Source organism: Klebsiella sp. K5-45 (assembly GCF_030128605.1).
Lineage (GTDB): Bacteria > Pseudomonadota > Gammaproteobacteria > Enterobacterales > Enterobacteriaceae > Klebsiella > Klebsiella quasipneumoniae.
In genome coordinates this window covers 262,494-286,161 of the sequence record NZ_JAKUZW010000004.1, presented here as the reverse complement: position 1 = coordinate 286,161, position 23,668 = coordinate 262,494, and the positions used below count along the sequence as shown (strand labels likewise).

The 23,668-nt window shown below is 56.8% G+C and carries 17 protein-coding genes; 13 read left to right on the top strand and 4 right to left on the bottom strand.

The genetic code is table 11. From position 1 onward, the window contains the following. Positions 1-70: 70 nt before the first annotated feature. The 4 genes from dmsA to MKS11_RS10560 all read left to right on the top strand — a co-directional run bounded on the left by dmsA (position 71) and on the right by MKS11_RS10560 (position 5,425). A complete protein-coding gene (gene dmsA, locus MKS11_RS10575) occupies positions 71-2,509 on the top strand; it encodes a dimethylsulfoxide reductase subunit A (RefSeq protein WP_048294441.1) in 2,439 nt (812 codons plus the stop codon). Positions 2,510-2,519: 10 nt separating this feature from the next. Further along, entirely contained in the window at positions 2,520-3,137 is a 618-nt protein-coding gene (locus MKS11_RS10570; protein WP_004201375.1) for a DMSO/selenate family reductase complex B subunit, read from the top strand. Position 3,138: 1 nt separating this feature from the next. Next, positions 3,139-4,002, top strand: a complete 864-nt coding sequence (locus MKS11_RS10565) for a dimethyl sulfoxide reductase anchor subunit family protein (RefSeq protein ID WP_087771564.1) — start codon at positions 3,139-3,141, stop codon at positions 4,000-4,002. Positions 4,003-4,276: 274 nt separating this feature from the next. Further along, entirely contained in the window at positions 4,277-5,425 is a 1,149-nt protein-coding gene (locus tag MKS11_RS10560; protein WP_004201378.1) for an MFS transporter, read from the top strand. A 158-nt stretch (positions 5,426-5,583) separates the two neighbouring features. Here the strand turns inward: MKS11_RS10560 and pflA are convergent, their stop codons facing one another. The 4 genes from pflA to ycaO form a co-directional block, all read right to left on the bottom strand. Then, complete coding sequence (pflA, locus tag MKS11_RS10555; RefSeq protein WP_002898145.1) at positions 5,584-6,324, bottom strand: pyruvate formate lyase 1-activating protein; 741 nt, start codon at positions 6,322-6,324, stop codon at positions 5,584-5,586. 191 nt (positions 6,325-6,515) lie between these two features. After that, entirely contained in the window at positions 6,516-8,798 is a 2,283-nt protein-coding gene (pflB, locus tag MKS11_RS10550) for a formate C-acetyltransferase (RefSeq protein WP_004201379.1), read from the bottom strand. A 51-nt stretch (positions 8,799-8,849) separates the two neighbouring features. Further along, positions 8,850-9,707: a formate transporter FocA gene (focA, locus tag MKS11_RS10545; protein ID WP_284109524.1), complete on the bottom strand. Its 858-nt coding sequence runs from the start codon at positions 9,705-9,707 to the stop codon at positions 8,850-8,852. A 385-nt stretch (positions 9,708-10,092) separates the two neighbouring features. Next, positions 10,093-11,853 carry a 30S ribosomal protein S12 methylthiotransferase accessory factor YcaO gene (gene ycaO, locus MKS11_RS10540; RefSeq protein ID WP_023320066.1) on the bottom strand — a complete coding sequence of 587 codons (1,761 nt, stop codon included), beginning with the start codon at positions 11,851-11,853 and terminating at the stop codon, positions 10,093-10,095. A gap of 115 nt (positions 11,854-11,968) precedes the next feature. Here ycaO and MKS11_RS10535 point away from each other — a divergent pair, with 115 nt between their 5' ends. The 9 genes from MKS11_RS10535 (at position 11,969) to lpxK (ending at position 23,628) form a co-directional block, all read left to right on the top strand. Further along, the gene (locus MKS11_RS10535) at positions 11,969-12,661 is read left to right on the top strand and encodes a DUF421 domain-containing protein (RefSeq protein ID WP_004201382.1); all 693 of its coding nucleotides are present in this window, start codon (positions 11,969-11,971) and stop codon (positions 12,659-12,661) included. Between the two features lie 188 nt (positions 12,662-12,849). Then, entirely contained in the window at positions 12,850-13,938 is a 1,089-nt protein-coding gene (gene serC / locus MKS11_RS10530; RefSeq protein WP_087771563.1) for a 3-phosphoserine/phosphohydroxythreonine transaminase, read from the top strand. Positions 13,939-14,011: 73 nt separating this feature from the next. Beyond that, positions 14,012-15,295, top strand: coding sequence for a 3-phosphoshikimate 1-carboxyvinyltransferase (gene aroA, locus MKS11_RS10525; RefSeq protein WP_284109523.1), 1,284 nt, complete (start codon positions 14,012-14,014; stop codon positions 15,293-15,295). A gap of 174 nt (positions 15,296-15,469) precedes the next feature. Next, positions 15,470-16,153, top strand: coding sequence for a (d)CMP kinase (gene cmk, locus MKS11_RS10520; RefSeq protein ID WP_004201385.1), 684 nt, complete (start codon positions 15,470-15,472; stop codon positions 16,151-16,153). Positions 16,154-16,286: 133 nt separating this feature from the next. Next, on the top strand, positions 16,287-17,960 hold the full coding sequence (rpsA, locus tag MKS11_RS10515; RefSeq protein ID WP_002898162.1) for a 30S ribosomal protein S1: 1,674 nt from the start codon (positions 16,287-16,289) through the stop codon (positions 17,958-17,960). A 151-nt stretch (positions 17,961-18,111) separates the two neighbouring features. Continuing rightward, on the top strand, positions 18,112-18,399 hold the full coding sequence (gene ihfB / locus MKS11_RS10510) for an integration host factor subunit beta (protein WP_002898165.1): 288 nt from the start codon (positions 18,112-18,114) through the stop codon (positions 18,397-18,399). 202 nt (positions 18,400-18,601) lie between these two features. Then, the gene (locus tag MKS11_RS10505) at positions 18,602-20,866 is read left to right on the top strand and encodes a ComEC family protein (RefSeq protein WP_284109522.1); all 2,265 of its coding nucleotides are present in this window, start codon (positions 18,602-18,604) and stop codon (positions 20,864-20,866) included. A 36-nt stretch (positions 20,867-20,902) separates the two neighbouring features. After that, positions 20,903-22,651 carry a lipid A ABC transporter ATP-binding protein/permease MsbA gene (gene msbA, locus MKS11_RS10500; protein WP_004201387.1) on the top strand — a complete coding sequence of 583 codons (1,749 nt, stop codon included), beginning with the start codon at positions 20,903-20,905 and terminating at the stop codon, positions 22,649-22,651. Continuing rightward, positions 22,648-23,628, top strand: coding sequence for a tetraacyldisaccharide 4'-kinase (gene lpxK, locus MKS11_RS10495; RefSeq protein ID WP_064150391.1), 981 nt, complete (start codon positions 22,648-22,650; stop codon positions 23,626-23,628). The genes msbA and lpxK overlap by 4 nt, the downstream gene beginning before the upstream one ends. The last annotated feature ends 40 nt before the right edge of the window (positions 23,629-23,668 follow it).

The following is a 23,668-nucleotide window of genomic DNA, read 5'->3' as shown; positions in this document are numbered from 1 at the left end:
ATTTCAAAGCATTATATATATGGCTATATAGCGCTTATCAGTTTATTGTGAGCAACCAAAGCGAGTATCCATGAAAATTAAAGCCCCCGATGCTTTACTGGCTGCTGAGGTAAGCCGCCGTGGTCTGATGAAAACCACGGCAATAGGCGGCCTGGCGCTGGCCAGCAACGCACTAACGTTACCCTTTTCCCGTATGGCCCATGCCGCCGACACGCCAGCCCCGGCCAGTGAGAAGGTGGTCTGGAGCGCATGCACCGTCAACTGCGGTAGCCGCTGCCCGCTGCGCATGCACGTGGTGGATGGCGCGATTAAATACGTTGAAACCGATAATACCGGTGACGATAACTATGACGGCCTGCATCAGGTGCGCGCCTGCCTGCGCGGACGTTCTATGCGCCGCCGGGTTTATAACCCCGATCGGCTGAAATACCCCATGAAGCGCGTAGGTAAACGCGGTGAGGGTAAATTCGAGCAAATCAGCTGGGAAGAGGCTTTCGATATCATCGCCAGCACGACGCAGCGGCTGATTAAAGATTACGGCAACGAGTCCATCTATCTGAACTACGGCACCGGCACGCTGGGTGGCACGCTGACCCGCTCCTGGCCGCCGGGGAAAACCCTGATTGCCCGTCTGATGAACTGCTGCGGCGGGTATCTCAATCATTACGGCGACTATTCATCCGCGCAGATTGCTGCCGGGTTGAATTACACCTACGGCGGTTGGGCAGATGGCAACAGCCCGTCGGATATTGAAAACAGCCAGCTGGTAGTGCTGTTCGGCAACAACCCCGGGGAAACGCGGATGAGCGGCGGCGGGGTGACCTACTATCTTGAGCAGGCGCGCCAGAAATCCAATGCCAGGATGATCATTATCGATCCGCGCTATACCGACACCGGCGCCGGACGCGAAGATGAATGGATCCCGATTCGCCCCGGCACCGATGCGGCGCTGGTATCGGGTCTGGCGTGGGTGATGATCACCGAGAATCTGGTCGATCAGCCGTTCCTCGATAAATACTGCGTGGGATACGACGAGAAAACGCTGCCCGCCGGTGCGCCAGCCAATGGTCATTACAAAGCTTACATTCTTGGCGAGGGCACTGACGGTATCGCCAAAACGCCGGAGTGGGCCTCGACCATTACCGGTATTCCGCGCGAACGCATTGTTAAACTGGCGCGGGAAATTGCCACCGCTAAACCGGCCTATATCAGCCAGGGCTGGGGGCCGCAGCGTCATGCCAACGGCGAAATCGCCACCCGGGCTATCGCGATGCTCGCCATTCTGACCGGTAACGTCGGGATCAACGGCGGCAATAGCGGCGCGCGCGAGGGCTCCTACAGTCTGCCGTTTGAACGTATGCCGACGCTGGAGAATCCGGTTCAGACCAGCATCTCGATGTTTATGTGGACTGATGCGATTGAGCGCGGCCCGGAAATGACCGCCCTGCGCGATGGGGTGCGTGGCAAAGATAAGCTCGATGTGCCGATCAAAATGATCTGGAACTATGCGGGCAACTGCCTGATCAACCAGCACTCTGAGATCAACCGCACCCACGAGATCCTGCAGGACGATAAGAAGTGCGAGATGATTGTGGTCATCGACTGCCATATGACCTCGTCAGCGAAATACGCCGATATTCTGCTGCCGGACTGCACCGCCTCTGAGCAGATGGATTTTGCGCTGGATGCCTCCTGCGGCAACATGTCCTACGTCATTTTTGCCGACCAGGCCATCAAGCCGCGTTTCGAATGTAAAACCATCTATGAGATGACCAGCGAGCTGGCGAAGCGCCTTGGCGTCGAGGAGAAATTTACCGAAGGCCGTACCCAGGAAGGCTGGATGCGCTATCTGTATGAGCAGTCGCGCAAAGCGATTCCAGACCTGCCGGATTTCGACACCTTCCGTCAGCAGGGCATCTATAAGCAGCGCGATCCGCAAGGGCACCATGTGGCTTACAAAGCCTTCCGTGAGGATCCGCAGGCTAATCCGCTGACCACGCCTTCAGGAAAAATTGAAATCTATTCGCAGGCGCTGGCGAATATCGCCGCCACCTGGGAGCTGCCGGAAGGGGATGTCATCGATCCGCTGCCGATATACACCCCGGGCTTCGAAAACTACAACGATCCGCTGACGGCAAAATACCCGCTACAACTGACCGGTTTCCACTATAAATCTCGCGTCCACTCGACCTACGGCAACGTTGATGTACTGAAGGCCGCCTGTCGGCAGGAGATGTGGATTAACCCGATCGATGCCCGCCAGCGCGGCATTGCCAACGGCGATCGCATTCGCATCTTCAACGACCGTGGGGAAGTGCATATCGAAGCGAAGGTGACCCCACGCATGATGCCCGGCGTGGTCGCGCTGGGGGAAGGGGCCTGGTATAACCCGGACGCCTCGCGCGTGGATCAGGCGGGCAGCATTAACGTGCTGACCACCCAGCGCCCCTCGCCACTGGCGAAGGGAAACCCGTCGCATACCAACCTCGTCCAGGTTGAGAAGCTGTAAGGAGTAACCGATGACAACTCAGTATGGATTTTTTATTGATTCCGCCCGTTGCACCGGTTGCAAGACCTGCGAACTGGCCTGTAAGGACTACAAAAATTTGACCCCGGAGGTCAGCTTCCGCCGCATCTATGAATATGCCGGCGGCGACTGGCAGGAGGATAACGGCGTCTGGAATCAGAACGTGTTCGCCTATTACCTCTCCATCGCCTGTAACCACTGCGAAGATCCAGCCTGCACCAAAGTCTGCCCGAGCGGTGCGATGCACAAGCGCGAAGACGGTTTTGTGGTGGTCAACGAAGAGGTCTGCATTGGCTGCCGTTACTGCCATATGGCCTGTCCGTACGGCGCGCCGCAGTATAACGCCGATAAAGGCCATATGACTAAGTGCGACGGCTGCCACGAGCGCGTCGCCGAAGGGAAAAAGCCGATCTGCGTCGAGTCCTGCCCGTTGCGGGCGCTCGATTTCGGGCCGATTGCCGAACTGCGCGCTAAGCACGGCCAGCTGGCGGCGGTGGCGCCGCTGCCTTCGGCGCACTTTACCCGGCCGAGCATCGTGATCAAACCTAACGCCAATGCCCGGCCGTGTGGCGATACCACTGGTTACCTGGCGAACCCGAAGGAGGTGTGAGATGGGAAACGGATGGCATGAATGGCCGCTGATGATCTTTACGGTCTTCGGCCAGTGCGTCGCGGGCGGCTTCATCGTCCTGGCGCTGACGCTGATGACGGGTAAGCTTCCCCGTGAGCAGGAGCAGCGCGTGGTGGGCAGCATGTTCGGCCTGTGGGTATTGATGGGGATCGGGTTTATCGCCTCGACAATGCACCTCGGTTCGCCGCTGCGGGCCTTTAACTCGCTCAATCGCGTGGGGGCCTCGTCGCTGAGTAATGAGATAGCCAGCGGGGCGATCTTCTTCGCCATTGGCGGGATTGGCTGGCTGCTGGCCGTGTGCAAAAAGCTGCCTGCCGGACTGCGTAGCCTGTGGCTGGTAGTGACCATGGCGCTGGGGGTGATCTTCGTCTGGATGATGGTGCGGGTCTATAACACCATCGACACGGTGCCGACCTGGTATACCGTCTGGACGCCGCTGAGCTTCTTCCTGACGCTGTTTATCGGCGGCCCGCTGCTGGGCTATCTGCTGCTGCGCGTCGCAGGCGTCGACGGTTGGGCGATGCGCCTGCTGCCGGTGGTTAGTTTGCTGGCGCTGCTGGTCAGTATTATGGTGGTCGTGATGCAGGGAAGTGAACTTGCCACCATCCGCAGCTCAATTCAGCAGGCCTCCGCCCTGGTGCCGGATTATGGGCTGCTTATGGCCTGGCGCGTGGTGCTGCTGGCGCTGGCCCTGGCCTGCTGGTACGTGCCGCAGATTCGCGGCCGCAAGCCGGCGCTCTCGCTGCTCGGCCTGGCGTTTGTTCTGGTGCTGGCGGGAGAGATGATTGGCCGCGGCGTATTCTATGGTCTGCATATGACCGTCGGGATGGCTATCGCCAGTTAATCAGCGTCATCATGCCGGCGCAGGCGTGCCGGCATGATGAAAACGTGCTGTTGATAGATGAAATTTTTCGACTGAAATTAACGCCGGGATTTATTAATAAATTAAGAAAAACAATAGCGTATTATTTGTTGCCTCACCTTTCCCCCTTCTGTGGATAAAAAACTTCTATCGTGCCCTGCAAAACCGCGTCAGGCCTGATTTCAGGTGGATTGACAATGTTTTTAGCGGTGGCATGATGCGCTCGCGATCTGAACATTCCTCACGGTTTTTACCCATGACCATCTACACCCGGCCAGTGCAAATGCTGCTCTGTGGCCTGCTTTTACTGACCCTGGCGATAGCGGTGCTGAATACGCTCGTCCCGCTGTGGCTCGCCCATGAAAATATGCCAACCTGGCAGGTCGGCATGGTGGGGTCATCTTATTTTACCGGCAACCTGGCCGGTACGTTGCTTGCCGGCTGGGTGATCAAGCGCCTGGGGTTTAACCGCAGCTATTATCTCGCGTCGTTAATCTTCGCCGTCGGCTGCGTAGGGCTGGGGATCACCGTGGGCTTCTGGACGTGGCTGAGCTGGCGGTTTATCGCCGGCGTAGGCTGCGCGATGATTTGGGTGGTAGTGGAAAGCGCGCTGGTCTGCAGCGGCACTTCTCGCAGCCGCGGTCGTCTGCTGGCGGCGTACATGATGGTTTATTACGTCGGGACCGTACTGGGCCAGCTGATGGTCAGTAAACTACCCACAGATTTAATGAGCGTCCTGCCGTGGGTGACGGGCCTGGCGCTGGCGGCGATCCTGCCGCTGCTGTTTACCCGCATTATGGGGCAGGCCGAAGAGCCGCATGAAACGGTACGGATCTGGCCGATGCTTAAGCTGCGCCAGGCGCGCCACGGGGTCAATGGCTGTATTATCTCGGGGATTGTCCTCGGTTCGCTGTATGGCCTGATGCCGCTGTGGCTGAACCATCAGGGCGTCAGCGACGCCGGCATTGGCTTCTGGATGGCGGTGATGGTGAGCGCGGGGATCCTCGGCCAATGGCCGGTAGGGCGGCTGGCAGACCGCTACGGTCGCCTGCTGGTGCTGCGGGTGCAGGTTTTTGTGGTGATTCTGGGATGTCTGGCGATGCTCAGCCAGGCGGCAATGGCGCCGGCGCTGTTTGTGCTTGGGGCATCCGGTTTCACGCTGTATCCGGTGGCGATGGCCTGGGCCTGTGAGAAAGTGGAGCACCATCAGCTGGTGGCGATGAACCAGGCGCTGCTGATGAGCTATACCATCGGCAGCCTGCTGGGCCCGACGCTGACGGCGATGCTGATGCAGAACTTCTCGGATAACCTGCTGTTTATCATGATCGCCAGCGTGTCGTTTATCTATCTGCTGACCCTGCTGCGCAAAGCCGGGCATCATCCAACGCCGGTGGCGCACGCCTGATCCTGTAACGCGCAGCGCATGCTGCGCGTCATCCGCTTCAATTACCTAAGCTTGCTGCTGTACAGCCAACCTGCCGCTTTGCATGAGAAACGGCTGGACGGACACGGCTTCCCACGCCGTTGCAGGCCGGCATAGGTGCTTCACCGGCCCGGGTGGGATTAGTACATCACTTTATGACCATACTGCTCAAGGATGCCTTTTACCCGCTCCATGGTCTCTTTCTTCGGCGGATGGACGCCGTCCAGCTTGTATTCTTCGCCCATCGCTACCCATTTGTGTTTGCCCAGCTCATGGTAGGGCAGCAGCTCGATTTTTTCGACATTGCCCATATCGCGGGTAAATTCACCCAGGCGGTGCGCGGAGTCATCATCGTCTGACCAGCCCGGAACCACCACGTAGCGGATCCAGACATTGATATTCTTCTTCGCCAGATACTGGGCGAATTCCAGCGTACGATGGTTAGAGACGCCGACCAGGTTCTGGTGAATCTCATCATTCATCTGCTTGAGATCCAGCATCACCAGGTCTGTTACCTCCAGCAGTTCGTCGATAACCGGATCGTAGCGACGGACAAAGCCGTTGGTATCGAGACAGGTATGAATACCTTCTTTCTTACAGGCGCGGAACCAGTCGCGAACAAACTCCGCCTGCAGGATCGCCTCACCGCCCGATGCGGTGACGCCGCCGCCGGAAGCATTCATAAAGTGACGATAGGTCACCACCTCTTTCATGAGCTCTTCAACGGTGATTTCTTTGCCGCCGTGGGTATCCCATGTATCACGGTTATGGCAGTACAGGCAACGCATCAGGCAGCCCTGGAAAAAGGTAATAAAGCGGATGCCCGGGCCATCAACGGTGCCACAGGATTCAAAGGAGTGAATGCGACCAATAACTGACATTGCGGTGTTTTCTCCAGATGTGGCCCATCCGGGGCCGTGTTGGTGCACAGCTCAGCGGCTGTGTCGAGTCTGTTTTGACAGATACCCAAAGTATAGATAACTGGCAAAGCAGGCTAGGGCGGGGATTGCTTGTTAAAAAGGCCCCACTGATGTGGGGCCTTTATTGTACGCTTTTTCAGTCAGACAGGGAATTACATGGTCTGAGTGAAGGTACGGGTAATAACGTCCTGCTGCTGTTCTTTAGTCAGGGAGTTAAAACGTACAGCGTAGCCAGATACGCGGATGGTCAGCTGCGGATATTTTTCCGGGTTTTCCATCGCGTCGAGCAGCATTTCGCGGTTCATCACGTTCACGTTCAGGTGCTGACCACCTTCGATGGACGCTTCGTGGTGGAAGTAACCATCCATCAGACCCGCCAGGTTGGTCTTACGAACTTCGTCATCTTTACCCAGCGCGTTCGGTACGATAGAGAAGGTGTAAGAGATACCATCTTTCGCGTAAGCAAACGGCAGTTTCGCTACGGAGGTCAGAGAGGCAACAGCGCCTTTCTGGTCACGACCGTGCATCGGGTTAGCACCTGGTCCGAACGGCGCGCCAGCGCGACGACCGTCTGGGGTGTTACCGGTTTTCTTACCATATACCACGTTAGAGGTGATGGTCAGAACAGACTGAGTCGGGATCGCGTTGCGGTAGGTGTGCAGTTTCTGAATTTTCTTCATGAAACGTTCAACCAGGTCAACGGCCATGTCATCGACGCGAGCATCGTTGTTACCAAACTGCGGATATTCGCCTTCGATTTCGAAGTCAACAGCCAGACCGTCTTCGTCACGAATCGGTTTAACTTTCGCATATTTGATAGCAGACAGGGAGTCAGCAGCAACGGACAGACCCGCGATACCACACGCCATGGTGCGGATAACGTCACGGTCGTGCAGCGCCATCAGAGAGGCTTCGTAGCTGTACTTGTCGTGCATGTAGTGGATGATGTTCAGCGCAGTGACGTACTGTTTAGCCAGCCAGTCCATGAAGTGATCCATGCGCTCCATGACTTCGTCGAAGTTCAGGACGTCGCCTTTGATCGGTTCAGATTTCGGACCCACCTGCATTTTCAGTTTTTCATCCACGCCGCCGTTGATAGCGTACAGCATGGTTTTCGCGAGGTTGGCGCGAGCACCGAAGAACTGCATTTGCTTACCAACAACCATCGGGCTTACGCAGCATGCGATAGCGTAGTCGTCGTTATTGAAGTCCGGACGCATCAGGTCATCGTTCTCATACTGCAGAGAAGAGGTATCGATGGACACTTTAGCCGCGAATTTCTTGAAGCTCAGCGGCAGTTTTTCAGACCACAGGATAGTGATGTTCGGCTCCGGAGACGGCCCCATGGTGTACAGGGTGTTCAGGAAGCGGAAGCTGTTTTTGGTCACCAGAGTACGGCCGTCAACGCCCATACCGCCGATGGATTCCGTTGCCCAAATCGGGTCGCCGGAGAACAGTTCATCGTATTCCGGGGTACGCAGGAAGCGAACCATACGCAGTTTCATGACCAGGTGGTCAACCATTTCCTGCGCGTCTTGCTCGGTGATTTTACCCGCCTGCAGGTCACGTTCGATGTAGATATCCAGGAAGCTGGAGGTACGACCGAAGGACATTGCCGCGCCGTTCTGAGATTTCACGGCAGCCAGGTAACCGAAGTAGGTCCACTGGATAGCTTCCTGAGCGGTGGTTGCCGGACCGGAGATGTCGTAGCCATATTTAGCCGCCATCTCTTTGATCTGGCCCAGCGCACGGTGCTGTTCAGCAATTTCTTCACGCAGACGGATGGTCGCTTCCAGATCTTCGCCGCTTTCCAGTTTCGCTTGCAGTGAGTTGAACTGGGCGAATTTGTCTTTCATCAGGAAGTCGATACCGTACAGCGCAACGCGACGGTAGTCACCGATGATACGACCACGGCCGTAAGCATCCGGCAGACCGGTCAGTACGCCGGATTTACGGCAGCGCAGGATGTCCGGAGTATAGACGTCGAAAACACCCTGGTTGTGAGTTTTACGGTACTCGGTGAAGATTTTTTTCAGCATCGGGTCCAGTTCGCGATTGTACGCTTTGCAGGAACCTTCAACCATTTTAATACCACCAAACGGGATGATCGCACGTTTCAGCGGCGCTTCGGTCTGCAGACCAACGATTTTTTCCAGACCTTTCTCGATATAGCCTGCGTCGTGAGAGGTGATGGTGGAAGCCAGGGCAGTGTCAAAATCAACAGGCGCGTGAGTGCGGTTTTCCTGTTTTACACCTTCCATTACGGTGTCCCACAGCTTGGTGGTCGCTTCAGTCGCGCCAGCCAGGAAGGATTCGTCGCCTTCATATGGGGTGTAGTTTTTCTGAATAAAGTCACGGACGTTGACTTCATTCTGCCAGTCACCTTTCGCAAAACCTTCCCAGGCTGTGGCTAACTTTTCATTAAGCTCGGACATGTAACACCTACCTTCTTAAGTGGATTTTTTATTTACTGCCTGAAACAACCCTTAGTGATGGTCATTGCCACGCAGGTAAATGACCCAGTATGTCAACCCGACCAGCAGACCCCCGCCGATAATGTTCCCGATAGTTACCGGAATCAGGTTATTAGTGATGAAGTTCATAACGGTCAAGTGAGAGAAACTTTCCGGAGTCGAACCGATTGCGGTCCAGAATTCCGGGCTTGCAAAGTTGCGGATTACGATACCCATCGGGATCATAAACATGTTGGCGATGCTGTGCTCAAAGCCGCTGGCAACGAACATCGCTACCGGCAGGACCATGATCATCGCTTTATCCATCAGGCTACGACCGGAATAGCTCATCCATACGGCGAGACAAACCATCAGGTTAGCGAGGATACCCAGGCTCACGGCCTCCACAAAAGTATGGTGCATTTTGTGGTCAGCGGTCTGCAGGACATTAAGCCCCCAACCGCCGTTGGAAGTCATATATTCGCCTGATAACCACATCAGCAGCACAAACAGCAGTGCGCCCACCAGGTTACCAAAATAGACGTTGAGCCAGTTTTTTGCCAGTTGCCCCCAGGTAATTCGACCGCTGGCTTTCGCCACCACGATCAATACCGTAGAGGTAAAGAGGTCAGCGCCGCAGATAACGCACAGAATCAGACCCAGGGAAAAACAGACCCCACCGATAAGCTTGGCAATCCCATAAGGCATCGCGGCAGTGCCGGTGGTCGCGGTGATATAGAATACGAAAGCGATGGAGATGAAAACGCCAGCGGTGATCGCCAGATAAAAGGTCTTCATCGGATGCTTCGTTGCTTTATAGACACCTGCTTCTTCGGCGACTTTCGCCATCGCGGCAGGGAGCAAAAGATCAAAAGGGTTGTCAGCTTTCACACTAACTCTCTCTTTATATAAGTTGGCGGTGAGATACTAACAAAGCATTATAGAAGGGAAATTGATATAGATCATATCTCACCGGAACTATATGCCTTTTTAGTGTGTGGTTTTTGTGATTTATTGAATTAAGTGATTGAATATTATGAGGAAAATAAATTTTAAAATTTATAAATTATGTTGAATTTTTTCGTTTTTACGCCATTTCTTGAGTTAATTAATATGGAGTATTTTATTTAAAATTAACGAATGGTAAATGTTATATGCGCGTTATTTACTATTAATTAACTTTACAACTACAAACTATAGTGGCCACCTCGTCAGGTGAAATCAACGGAGCCACATTGGGCTCCGTTGTTGGCAACCACGATGGCGCGCTTAGGGCTTATTTTGCCCAGAACGCTGCCTTCGCCCGCTGCAGTTTTTCATAAGCCTTCAGTAGCGACTGATGGGCCGGGAAGGCCTGCAGATCGCTGTCGACAGCCTGGAGGCCATAGAACGGCGCTTCCCCGCTCAGCGCCGCGCTGGCGGCTTCGACCGCCTCGGCGCCGTACATACGGATGAAGGCGTTCAGGTATTGCAGCGGCTGACGCTCCTCTTCCTGGCTCAGCAGCAGCAGGGTCTGCAGGCAGCGATAGTAGTTAGCACGTTCGGCGCTGAAGACCGAAGCGTTGAATTCCATGGTCCACTCGGTCCAGATCAGCGCCTGCTCCAGATCGCCGCCGGCCAGGGCCAGCATGGCTTTCAGCTCCCCGACGCGCAGGGTATACCAGCCGTTGTCTTTGCCGGTGGCGAGGCCCAGCAGTTCGCGAACGCGGGTGAAATCATCCAGACCCTCATCGTCCATCTGCTCGATCAGCGCCAGGTAATCTTCTTTTTCCCACTCGCTGCCCGGCAGGGACAGAATGGTGTCGCGCAGATGAGCGCCCATGCTGTTGTTCGCCAGCCACAGATCTTCCGCTGGGTAAATATCCGACATCCCCGGGACGATGATACGGCAGGCGTAAACGCCCAGGTGCTCGTAGTCGGCGATATATACTTCTTTATCTTCGGCCTTGAAGATGGCCATCAGGGTGGCGAACTCTTCTTCTGTGGTGCCGGAGAAGCTCCAGTCCACGAACGGATAGTCGGCATCCTGCTTGAACATATCCCAGGAAATCAGGCCGCTGGAGTCGATAAAGTGGGTTTCGAGGTTAGCGTGCTCGGCGACTTCTTCATCGTCGAAGGTCGGCGGCGTGAAGACGTCGAGATCTTTCAGGCTACGGCCCTGCAGCAGTTCGGTGACCGTACGCTCCAGCGCCACGCCGAAGTCCGGGTGGGCGCCGAAAGAGGCGAAGCAGGTGCCGTTTGCCGGGTTAAACAGCACGACGCAGATAACCGGATACTTGCCGCCCAGCGAGCCATCATAGGCAAAGATCGGGAAACCTTCGGCTTCCAGTTTGGCGATCGACTCCACGACGCCCGGATAGCGCGCCATGACCTCCGCCGGGATCTCCGGCAGGCTGATGCTTTCGGCGATGATGCGATTTTTGATGTGGCGCTCAAAGACTTCGGACAGGCCCTGCACGCGAGCTTCATTACGGGTGTTGCCGGCGGACATGCCGTTGGAGACATACAGGTTGCCGACGATATTCATAGGAATATAGACCGTTTCGCCGTCGGACTGGCGGGTAAAGGGCAGGCCGCACACGCCGCGCTCATCATTACCGGATTGCAGATCCACCAGCATGCTGGCCGTCAGCTGATCGTCCGGATCGTAGAACGCGCGCAGACGAGCATCCAGCAGGCCTTCCGGGACCTCGTCGTCTTCGGTCAGCGGGAACCACTTTTCGTTCGGGTAGTGAACGAACGGGCCATTAGCGATAGTGTCGCCTAACCAGAAGTCAGCGAAAAAATAGTTGGTGGACAGGCGCTCGAAATATTCGCCCAGCGCGGAGGCGAGGGCTGCCTTTTTGGTGGCGCCTTTACCATTAGTAAAGCACAGCGCGCATTCCTTATCGCGAATGTGAACGGACCACACGTGCGGCACCGGGTTCAGCCACGAGGCCTCTTCGATATCAAATCCGAGGTCGAGCAATTTTTGCTGGAAGCGAGCGATGGAATCTTCCAGGGCGGCATCTTTGCCGGGAATAAACGTTTGGGTCATGGCGATCACTTTTGTCGTACGGAAAGCGCGCAATGATACGGCTTTTATCTGACAGGTGCTATCTCCATCATCTGGCTATGCTTAGAGACATCTTTTAATGCTCAGGGAGATGATAATGAAAGCCTTTGACTGGCAGCGGATGGCGCTCGATAAAGTGCCGGTGGAATTTCTCGGCGAGGTGGCGTTGCGCAGCCTCTACACCTTCGTTCTGGTCTTTATTTTCCTCAAAATTACCGGACGGCGCGGCGTGCGGCAGATGTCGCTGTTTGAGGTGCTGATTATTTTGACCCTCGGTTCGGCGGCGGGAGACGTGGCGTTTTATGACGATGTCCCGCTGTTGCCGGTGCTGGTGGTCTTCGTCACGCTGGCGCTGCTTTATCGCGGCATCATGTGGCTGATGGGGCATAGCGAAAAGCTGGAGGATCTGCTGGAGGGGAAACCTATCGTGGTGGTGGAGGAGGGGCAGTTGGCCTGGGAGAAACTGCATGCGGAAAATATGACCGAATTCGAATTTTTTATGGAGCTGCGGGTCAACAGCGTCGAGCAGCTCGGCCAGGTGCGGCTGGCGATCCTTGAAACCAACGGCCAGATCAGCGTGTTTTATTATCCCGATGACGAGGTGAGGGCCGGGTTGTCGATCCTCCCGACGCACTGCACCACGCGCTATACCACTATTCCTCAGGAAGGGATCTACGCCTGCGTACGCTGCAGCATCGTGATGGCGATGCAGGCGGGAGAAAAGCGAATATGTCCCCGCTGCGCAAATGCAGAATGGTCGAAGGCCAGCCGGGCGAAACGGCTCACCTGACAGCAAATATGTCGGTTTTATTACGTCAAGCCGATAGATTCTGTTGTGTGACGGCTGCCGCGTTTTGCCGTCGGCGAGTTTTAGCCATTGCGGACCGTGTCACTGAATGATAAAACCGATAGCCACAGGAATAACTTATGCCCGCGGCGGTTCGCGGGCAAAACAACATAGCAACGTGGTGAGGGGAAATGGCTCAGGTCTATAACTTCAGTTCGGGCCCGGCAATGCTGCCGGCGGAAGTACTCAAACTGGCTCAGCAGGAACTGTGCGACTGGCACGGTCTGGGTACGTCGGTCATGGAAATCAGTCACCGTGGTAAGGAATTCATCCAGGTGGCAGAAGAGGCAGAACAGGACTTCCGTTCTCTGCTGAACATCCCTTCCAACTATAAAGTGTTGTTCTGCCATGGCGGCGGCCGCGGCCAGTTCGCCGGGATCCCGCTGAACATCCTCGGCGATAAAAACGTCGCTGACTATGTGGACGCCGGCTACTGGGCGGCCAGCGCGGTCAAAGAGGCGAAGAAATACTGCACGCCTAACGTCATCGACGCGAAAATCACCGTCGACGGCAAGCGCGCGGTCAAGCCAATGAGCGAGTGGCAGCTGACGCCGGGCGCGGCGTATCTGCACTACTGCCCGAACGAAACCATTGACGGTATCGCGATTGACGATACGCCGAACTTCGGCGACGACGTCATCGTGACCGCCGATTTCTCCTCCACTATTCTGTCTCGCGAAATTGACGTCAACCGCTACGGCGTGATCTACGCTGGCGCGCAGAAGAATATCGGCCCGGCAGGGTTGACGCTGGTTATCGTGCGTGAAGATCTGCTGGGTAAAGCCAGCGTGGCCTGCCCGTCAATCCTCGACTACACCGTGTTAAGCGAGAATGACTCGATGTTTAACACGCCGCCGACGTTCGCCTGGTATCTGGCCGGTCTGGTGTTTAAGTGGCTGAAACAGCAGGGCGGCGTCGCCACGATGGACAAGATCAACCAGCAGAAAGCCGAACTGCTGTATGGCGTGATCGATAACAGCGGCTTCTATCGTAACGATGTGGCGCAAGCCAACCGCTCCCGCATGAACGTGCCGTTCCAGCTGGCGGACAGCGCGCTGGATAAACTGTTCCTTGAAGAGTCGTTTGCCGCCGGGCTGCACGCGCTGAAGGGCCACCGGGTGGTGGGCGGCATGCGTGCCTCCATCTACAACGCGATGCCGCTGGACGGCGTGAAGGCGTTAACCGATTTTATGCTGGACTTCGAACGCCGCCACGGTTAATCGCCCGTTTCTTTCTTCCTCCCCGCGGCCTGTCTGCGGGGTTTTTATTCTGTTTGTTTGAGAGTGAAGTTTGATGGAATCCCTGACGTTACAACCCATCGCACGCGTAGAGGGCACCGTGAACCTGCCAGGTTCGAAAAGCGTCTCCAACCGCGCGCTGCTGCTGGCCGCCCTGGCTCGCGGCACGACGGTGCTGACCAACCTGCTGGACAGCGACGATGTGCGCCATATGCTGAATGCCCTGAGTGCGCTGGGGGTTCAATACACCCTGTCTGCTGACCGTACCCGCTGTGAAGTGACCGGCAACGGCGGCCCGCTGCATGCCGCAGCGGCGCTGGAGCTGTTCCTCGGCAACGCCGGTACCGCGATGCGCCCGCTGGCGGCAGCTCTGTGCCTTGGCAGCAACGATATCGTGCTGACCGGCGAGCCGCGAATGAAAGAGCGCCCGATTGGCCATCTGGTAGATGCCCTGCGTCAGGGCGGCGCTCAGATCGACTATCTGGAGCAGGAAAATTATCCGCCGCTGCGCCTGCGCGGGGGGTTCCAGGGGGGCAACGTCGACGTTGACGGCAGCGTCTCCAGCCAGTTCCTGACCGCGCTGCTGATGGCCGCGCCGCTGGCGCCGCAGGATACCGTAATCGCCATTAAGGGCGATCTGGTGTCGAAACCCTATATCGACATCACCCTGCACCTGATGAAAACCTTCGGGGTTGAGGTGGACAACCAGTCTTATCAGCGCTTTGTAGTGCTCGGCAAGCAACAGTATCAGTCACCGGGGGATTACCTGGTGGAAGGAGATGCTTCATCGGCCTCGTATTTCCTCGCCGCTGGCGCCATTAAGGGCGGCACGGTGAAGGTCACCGGTATTGGCCGCGGCAGCGTACAGGGCGACATTCGTTTCGCCGACGTACTGGAAAAAATGGGCGCCACCGTCACCTGGGGCGACGATTTCATCGCCTGCACCCGTGGCGAGCTCAAGGCTATCGATATGGATATGAACCATATTCCGGACGCCGCGATGACCATCGCCACCGCCGCGCTGTTCGCGCAAGGCACTACCACGCTGCGCAATATCTACAACTGGCGGGTCAAGGAGACGGACCGTCTGTTCGCCATGGCGACAGAACTGCGTAAAGTAGGCGCCGAGGTGGAAGAGGGTGAAGATTATATTCGCATCACCCCGCCGGCGACGCTGAAGTTTGCTGAAATCGGCACCTATAACGACCACCGGATGGCGATGTGCTTCTCGCTGGTGGCGCTGTCTGATACGCCGGTGACTATCCTTGATCCCAAATGTACGGCGAAAACGTTCCCCGACTATTTTGAGCAACTGGCGCGGATCAGTACCCTTGCCTGAGTAAAACTTTGTCATCCCGCGGGCTGATGTCCTGTCAGCCCGCTATAATTGCGCAAAACTTCTGCTTTTCATTTCCTGTAGTCCGTAATTTACAAGCAATGCTCACTTTCCGGCGTATTGATGCGTATAATGCGCGGCGTTTATATTCCATGCGCCTTGCTGAAGGAGAAAAAGATGACGGCGAATATTCCGGTAATCACCATTGATGGGCCTGGCGGTGCGGGTAAAGGTACGTTGTGCAAGGCAATGGCGGAAGCGCTGGGCTGGCATCTGTTAGATTCAGGCGCGATCTACCGCGTTCTGGCGCTGGCGGCGCTGCATCATCATGTTGACGTGGAGTCCGAAGAGGCGCTGGTGCCCCTGGCTGCCCATCTTGACGTGCGCTTTATTTCTACTGACGGCAACCTGGAAGTGGTGCTGGAAGGGGAAGATGTCAGCGGCGAAATTCGCACCCAGGAGGTCGCGAACGCCGCCTCCAAGGTGGCGGCTTTCCCTCGCGTTCGCGAAGCGCTGCTGCGCCGCCAGCGCGCCTTTCGTGAACTGCCGGGGCTTATCGCCGACGGGCGAGATATGGGCACGGTGGTTTTCCCGGACGCGCCGGTGAAAATTTTCCTCGATGCCTCGGCCGATGAGCGAGCGCATCGCCGCATGCGGCAGTTGCAGGAAAAGGGCTTTGATGTTAACTTTGAACGTCTTTTGTCCGAGATAAAAGAGCGTGACGATCGCGATAGAAATCGCGCCGTGGCGCCGCTTGTCCCGGCTGCCGATGCATTAGTTCTCGATTCAACCGAACTAAACATTGAGCAAGTGATTGAAAAAGCGCTACAATATGCGCGCGAAAAATTGGCCGTTGCGTAAGCCTTAACCGGTAACGCGCCGAAGACTCCGAATTATAGCAGTACCCCGCGGCAATGGATGGTCAGCGGGTATGTGAAACAACCCCATCCGGCACGGAGCCAGGTGGACGTTAATATTAACCTGAAGATTAAACATGACTGAATCTTTTGCTCAACTGTTTGAAGAATCCTTAAAAGAAATCGAAACCCGCCCGGGTTCCATCGTTCGTGGTGTTGTTGTTGCTATCGACAAAGACGTAGTACTGGTTGACGCCGGTCTGAAATCTGAGTCCGCCATCCCGGCTGAGCAGTTCAAAAACGCCCAGGGCGAGCTGGAAATCCAGGTTGGTGACGAAGTTGACGTTGCTCTGGATGCAGTAGAAGACGGCTTCGGTGAAACTCTGCTGTCCCGTGAGAAAGCTAAACGTCACGAAGCTTGGATCACGCTGGAAAAAGCTTACGAAGACGCTGAAACTGTTACCGGTGTTATCAACGGCAAAGTTAAAGGTGGCTTCACTGTTGAGCTGAACGGTATTCGTGCGTTCCTGCCGGGTTCCCTGGTAGACGTTCGTCCGGTGCGCGACACGCTGCACCTGGAAGGCAAAGAGCTTGAGTTCAAAGTCATCAAGCTGGACCAGAAGCGTAACAACGTTGTTGTTTCTCGTCGTGCCGTTATCGAATCCGAAAACAGCGCAGAGCGCGATCAGCTGCTGGAAAACCTGCAGGAAGGCATGGAAGTCAAAGGTATCGTTAAGAACCTCACTGACTACGGTGCATTCGTTGATCTGGGCGGCGTTGACGGCCTGCTGCACATCACCGATATGGCCTGGAAACGCGTTAAGCATCCGAGCGAAATCGTAAACGTTGGCGACGAAATCACTGTTAAAGTGCTGAAGTTCGACCGCGAGCGTACCCGTGTATCCCTGGGCCTGAAACAGCTGGGCGAAGATCCGTGGGTAGCTATCGCTAAACGTTATCCGGAAGGTACCAAACTGACCGGTCGCGTGACTAACCTGACCGACTACGGCTGCTTCGTTGAAATCGAAGAAGGCGTTGAAGGCCTGGTTCACGTTTCCGAAATGGATTGGACCAACAAAAACATCCACCCGTCCAAAGTTGTTAACGTTGGCGACGTAGTGGAAGTGATGGTTCTGGATATCGACGAAGAACGTCGTCGTATCTCCCTGGGTCTGAAGCAGTGCAAATCTAACCCATGGCAGCAGTTCGCGGAAACCCACAACAAGGGCGACCGTGTTGAAGGTAAAATCAAGTCTATCACTGACTTCGGTATCTTCATCGGCCTGGACGGCGGCATCGACGGCCTGGTTCACCTGTCTGACATCTCCTGGAACGTTGCAGGCGAAGAAGCAGTTCGTGAATACAAAAAAGGCGACGAAATCGCAGCAGTTGTTCTGCAGGTTGACGCAGAGCGTGAGCGTATCTCCCTGGGCGTTAAACAGCTGGCGGAAGATCCGTTCAACAACTACGTTGCTCTGAACAAGAAAGGCGCTATCGTTGTTGGTAAAGTCACTGCAGTTGACGCTAAAGGCGCAACCGTAGAACTGGCTGACGGCGTAGAAGGTTACCTGCGTGCTTCTGAAGCATCCCGTGACCGCGTTGAAGACGCAACTCTGGTTCTGAGCGTTGGCGACGAAGTTGAAGCGAAATTCACTGGCGTGGATCGTAAGAACCGCGTAGTGAGCCTGTCTGTACGTGCGAAAGACGAAGCGGAAGAAAAAGACGCTATCGCTACCGTGAACAAGCAGGAAGACGCGAACTTCTCCAACAACGCCATGGCTGAAGCGTTCAAAGCAGCGAAAGGCGAGTAATCTTTGTCATTCAGGTAATAACAACCTGAATAGTGACGAGTTTACTTGACAGATTGCAGGATTCGTCCTGTAATCAAGCACAAAGGGCGGCTACGGCCGCCCTTGTTTAAGCTGTTAGCTAATTTTTGCCTTGAAGGAAACCGGAGGAATAATGACCAAGTCAGAATTGATTGAAAGACTTGCCAGCCAGCAATCTCACATTCCGGCGAAAGCGGTGGAAGATGCTGTTAAAGAAATGCTGGAACATATGGCCTCAACGCTTGCTCAAGGTGAGCGCATTGAAATCCGCGGTTTCGGCAGCTTCTCTCTGCACTATCGTGCACCTCGCACCGGACGTAACCCGAAAACTGGTGATAAAGTCGAACTGGAAGGTAAGTACGTTCCGCACTTTAAGCCCGGGAAAGAATTACGTGACCGCGCCAATATTTATGAAGGGTGAGTTGCACGACGTGCAACCGGCCTGACGATAAAAGCACCTTCGGGTGCTTTTTTTGTGCCCGCCATTTACGTCCCGCTTCGCAAAAAAAAAGCGCCTGACTGCAAGCGTGACGATTGTCTGGAACGCTGCACGCGCGCCTGAATTCTGCCCGAGGACGTCAGCTTCGCTTTGCGTAACACTGCCCGCTCACAGGGAGGTGTTTATGCGTCTACCATGGCTTGCCGGATGCGCCATCATCGCGATACTGCCGCTACTCTGGCTACCCGCGTTGCCGGGCCCGGGCATTCTGGCGTTCGCCGGCGTACTGGCGCTGTTGCTGACCCGTCTGCGCGGGACGGTCATCGCCGTTGTGGCGATGACGCTTCTGCTGATGGTCTGGGGAGTATTGAGCGCATATCAGGCGCTGTGGCCAACGCAGCACCTCACCGGCGCCGCCCGGCAGGCGGAAGTGTTCCTCCACGAGACGGATGGCCAGACTCTGCACCGCGGACAGATTGTGCGCCTGGCGGACCGCTTCCTGTTCCCCCCGGTTGGCGTGACGTTATACGGGGAACTTGCACCAGCCCCCGTCTGTGCGGGGCAGCGCTGGATGATGACGCTGCGCCTGCGGCCGGTGCATGGGCAGCTCAATGACGGAGGCTTCGACAGCCAGCGCTATGCGCTGGCCCAGCATCGGCCGCTGAGCGGGGGGATCGTCGCCGCTTCCGCGTTGGATACCCGCTGCAGTCTGCGCGCCCGCTACCTGGCGTCGCTGACCCGGCGATTGCAGACTTATCCCTGGCATCCGGTGATGCTGGGCCTGGGGATGGGGGAGCGGCTGGCGCTGCCGGCGGAGATCAAAGTCCTGATGCAGAACACAGGCACCTCCCACCTGATGGCTATCTCCGGTTTGCATATTGCTCTTGCGGCTTCCCTGATCGTGCTCCTGCTGCGCGGTTTACAGTCCCTTTTCCCGGGGCGCTGGATCGGCTGGCGGCTACCGCTGCTGGCTGGGCTGGCGGGCGCAGTCGGCTATGCCTGGCTGACCGGTATGCAGCCACCGGCCCTGCGCACTTGCGTAGGGCTTGCAGTCTGTTGTGCTTTACGTTTGTCGGGTCAACGCTGGACGGCGTGGCAGGTGTGGCTCTGCTGTCTGGGAGCGATTCTTGTTGCCGATCCGCTGGCGGTGTTGTCGCAAAGCCTGTGGCTATCCGCCTTCGCGGTGGCGGGGCTGATCTTCTGGTTCCAGTGGTTACCGCTGCCTGACAGTCGCTGGCGCTGGCCGTGGAAAGCGCTGTTCGCCCTCGTGCATTTGCAGGCTGGTGTGACGCTGCTGCTGATGCCACTGCAGCTGCTGCTCTTCCATGGCATAAGCCTGACGTCGATGGCCGCTAATTTGCTGGCGGTACCGTTAGTGACCCTGCTGGCGGTGCCGCTCATTCTCGCCGGAATGCTCCTGCATCTCACTGGACCGGAAGTGGTGGCGTCGCTGATCTGGCTGGCAGCCGATCGCGTGCTGGCGGTGTTGTTCTGGGGGTTACGACGTTTACCGGACGGCTGGCTGACGCTGGATGCCCGCTGGCTCTGGATCAGTAGCCTGCCGTGGCTGCTGGTGATGGGCTGGCGTTTTCAGAGCTGGCGGTATACTCCGGCGCTGTGCCTGAGTGTGCTGTTTTTGCTGGCGCGGCCATTCAGCCGGCAACCGCCCGCGGACCAATGGCGGGTGACGATGCTGGATGTCGGACAGGGGCTGGCGATGGTGATCGAACGTCACGGCAAGGCGTTATTGTACGATACCGGGCCGGCATGGCCGCAGGGCGACAGCGGTCGACAGGTGATTATCCCTTGGCTGCGCTGGCACCATCTGCAGCTGCAGGGGATTATGCTGAGCCACGAGCATCTTGACCATCGCGGCGGCCTCGAATCTGTGCTGCAGGCTTGGCCGCAGGCGTGGGTGCGCAGCCCTTTAGGCTGGGCGCATCATCTGCCGTGCCATCGCGGCGAACGCTGGCAGTGGCAGGGACTCACTTTCCAGGCGCTGTGGCCGCTGCCGGGCAGCGCGGCAAAGGGAAACAATCACTCCTGCGTGGTGCGAATCGATGATGGTCGCTCCAGCATCCTGCTGACCGGCGATATAGAACGTCAGGCGGAGCAGGCGATGATCAGCCGCTACTGGCAGCATCTGGCGTCTACACTTATTCAGGTTCCCCATCACGGCAGCAACACCTCTTCCAGCGAACTGCTGGTCCGGCGGGTGGATGGCGCGGCCGCGCTGGTTTCCGCTTCGCGCTACAATGCGTGGCGGATGCCCTCGCACAAGGTCGTTCAGCGCTATCGCCAGCGGGGGTATCGCTGGTTCGCCACGCCGCAGCAGGGGCAGATAACGGTGGTTTTTTCTGCAGAAGGGTGGCAAATCCATAGCTTACGGTATCAAGTTTTACCTCGTTGGTATCATCAGTGGTTTGGCGCGCCCGCCGATAACGGGTAGAATATGCGGCTATTTCAACACAAGCTGGTTTATTGAATGCAGAACGATAAAGATCTCTCCACGTGGCAGACCTTCCGCCGACTTTGGCCGATTATTGCACCGTTTAAAGCCGGGCTAATCGTAGCGGCGGTGGCGTTAGTGCTTAACGCGGGCAGTGACACCTTCATGTTATCGCTTCTTAAACCGTTATTGGATGATGGTTTTGGTAAAACGGATCGCTCAGTGCTGCTATGGATGCCGCTGGTGGTTATCGGGCTGATGGTGCTGCGTGGGATCACCAGCTACATCTCGAGCTATTGTATCTCCTGGGTTTCCGGCAAAGTGGTAATGACCATGCGTCGTCGCCTGTTCGGCCACATGATGGGCATGCCGGTGGCTTTCTTTGACAAGCAGTCTACCGGGACGCTGCTGTCACGTATCACCTATGATTCTGAACAGGTCGCTTCCTCCTCTTCCAGCGCGCTGATCACCGTGGTCCGCGAAGGGGCATCGATTATCGGCCTGTTCGTGATGATGTTCTATTACAGCTGGCAGCTGTCGTTGATCCTAATTGTACTGGCGCCGATCGTGTCGGTAGCAATCCGCGTGGTCTCCAAGCGTTTTCGCAATATCAGTAAGAATATGCAGAACACGATGGGGCAGGTCACCACCAGCGCTGAGCAGATGCTGAAAGGGCACAAAGAGGTGCTGATGTTTGGCGGCCAGGAAGTGGAAACCAAACGTTTTGATAAGGTCAGCAATAAAATGCGCCTGCAGGGGATGAAAATGGTTTCCGCCTCGTCTATCTCCGACCCGATCATTCAGCTTATCGCCTCCCTGGCGCTGGCCTTTGTCCTGTATGCCGCCAGCTTCCCGAGCGTGATGGACACCCTGACCGCTGGGACCATTACCGTGGTCTTCTCCTCCATGATTGCGCTGATGCGTCCGCTGAAGTCTCTGACCAACGTCAATGCCCAGTTCCAGCGCGGGATGGCGGCATGCCAGACGCTGTTTGCGATCCTCGATTCCGAGCAGGAGAAAGACGAAGGTACCCGCGTCATTGAGCGGGCGAAAGGCAATCTCAAGTTCGAGAACGTCACCTTTACCTATCCGGGTCGCGAAGTGGCCGCGCTGCGCAATATCAATCTCGATATCCCGGAAGGGAAAACTGTGGCGCTGGTGGGACGCTCCGGTTCGGGTAAATCGACCATCGCCAGCCTGATCACGCGCTTCTACGATGTCGACGATGGGCAGATCCTGCTGGATGGCCATGACTTGCGCGAGTACAAGCTGAGCTCGCTGCGCGACCAGGTAGCGCTGGTTTCACAGAACGTGCACCTGTTCAATGATACCGTCGCCAATAACATCGCCTATGCCCGTACTGAAGAGTACAGCCGCGAGCAGATTGAAGAGGCTGCGCGAATGGCCTACGCCATGGACTTCATCAACAAGATGGACAATGGCCTGGATACCATCATCGGCGAAAATGGCGTGATGCTGTCCGGCGGCCAGCGCCAGCGTATTGCTATCGCCCGTGCGCTACTGCGTAACAGCCCGATCCTGATCCTCGATGAAGCCACCTCGGCGCTGGATACCGAGTCCGAGCGTGCGATTCAGGCGGCGCTGGATGAGCTGCAGAAAAACCGCACCTCGCTGGTTATTGCCCACCGTCTGTCAACCATTGAGCAGGCTGATGAGATTGTGGTGGTTGAAGACGGGCGGATCGTGGAGCGCGGAACGCACCACGACCTGCTGGAGCATAAAGGCGTATACGCCCAGCTGCATAAGATGCAATTCGGCGAATGATCGCGCGCATCTGGTCCGGTGAGTCGCCGCTGTGGCGCCTGCTGCTGCCGCTCTCCTGGCTGTATGGCCTGGTGAGCGCGTTGATTCGCCTCAGCTATCAGCTGGGGTGGAAAAAAGCCTGGCGCGCGCCGGTGCCGGTGGTGGTGGTCGGTAACCTGACCGCCGGCGGCAACGGTAAAACGCCGGTGGTGATCTGGCTGGTGGAGCAACTGCAGCAGCGCGGCATTCGCGTTGGGGTGGTCTCTCGCGGCTACGGCGGTAAAGCCGAACGCTACCCGCTGGTATTAACTGACCGGACCAGTACGGCGCAGGCAGGCGATGAACCGGTGCTCATCCATCAGCGCACCGGCGCGCCGGTGGCGGTCTCTCCGCTGCGCAGCGACGCGGTGAAAGCGCTGCTCAGCGCGCACGAGCTGCAGATTATCGTCACCGACGATGGGTTGCAGCACTATAAGCTGGCGCGGGACCGGGAAATTGTCGTCATCGACGGCGTGCGCCGCTTTGGCAACGGCTGGTGGCTGCCTGCCGGGCCGATGCGTGAGCGGGCATCGCGCTTGCAAAGCGTTGATGCGATTATCGTCAACGGCGGCGTGTCGCGTCCGGGAGAGATCCCGATGCAGCTGCGTCCCGGAATGGCGGTCAACCTGCTCACCGGCGAACGTCGCGATGTCTCTACCTTCACTAACGTAGTGGCAATGGCCGGCATCGGCCATCCGCCGCGCTTTTTCGCCACCCTCGAAAGCTGTGGCGTCCAGCCGGTCAAAACCGTGGCGCTGGCGGACCATCAGGCGCTGAGCCAGGCCGATGTCGCCGCTCTGGTAACCGCCGGGCAGACGCTGCTGATGACCGAGAAAGACGCCGTGAAATGTCGCGATTTCGCCGCTGCGAACTGGTGGTATTTACCGGTCGACGCCATAATGGCCGATGAACGCGCACAGCGGTTGCTTGCGGACTTAGCGACGTTGGCGCAACGTTAACCGACGCGCCGGCTTTGCTCGCCGCTGTGCTGGAATTCCT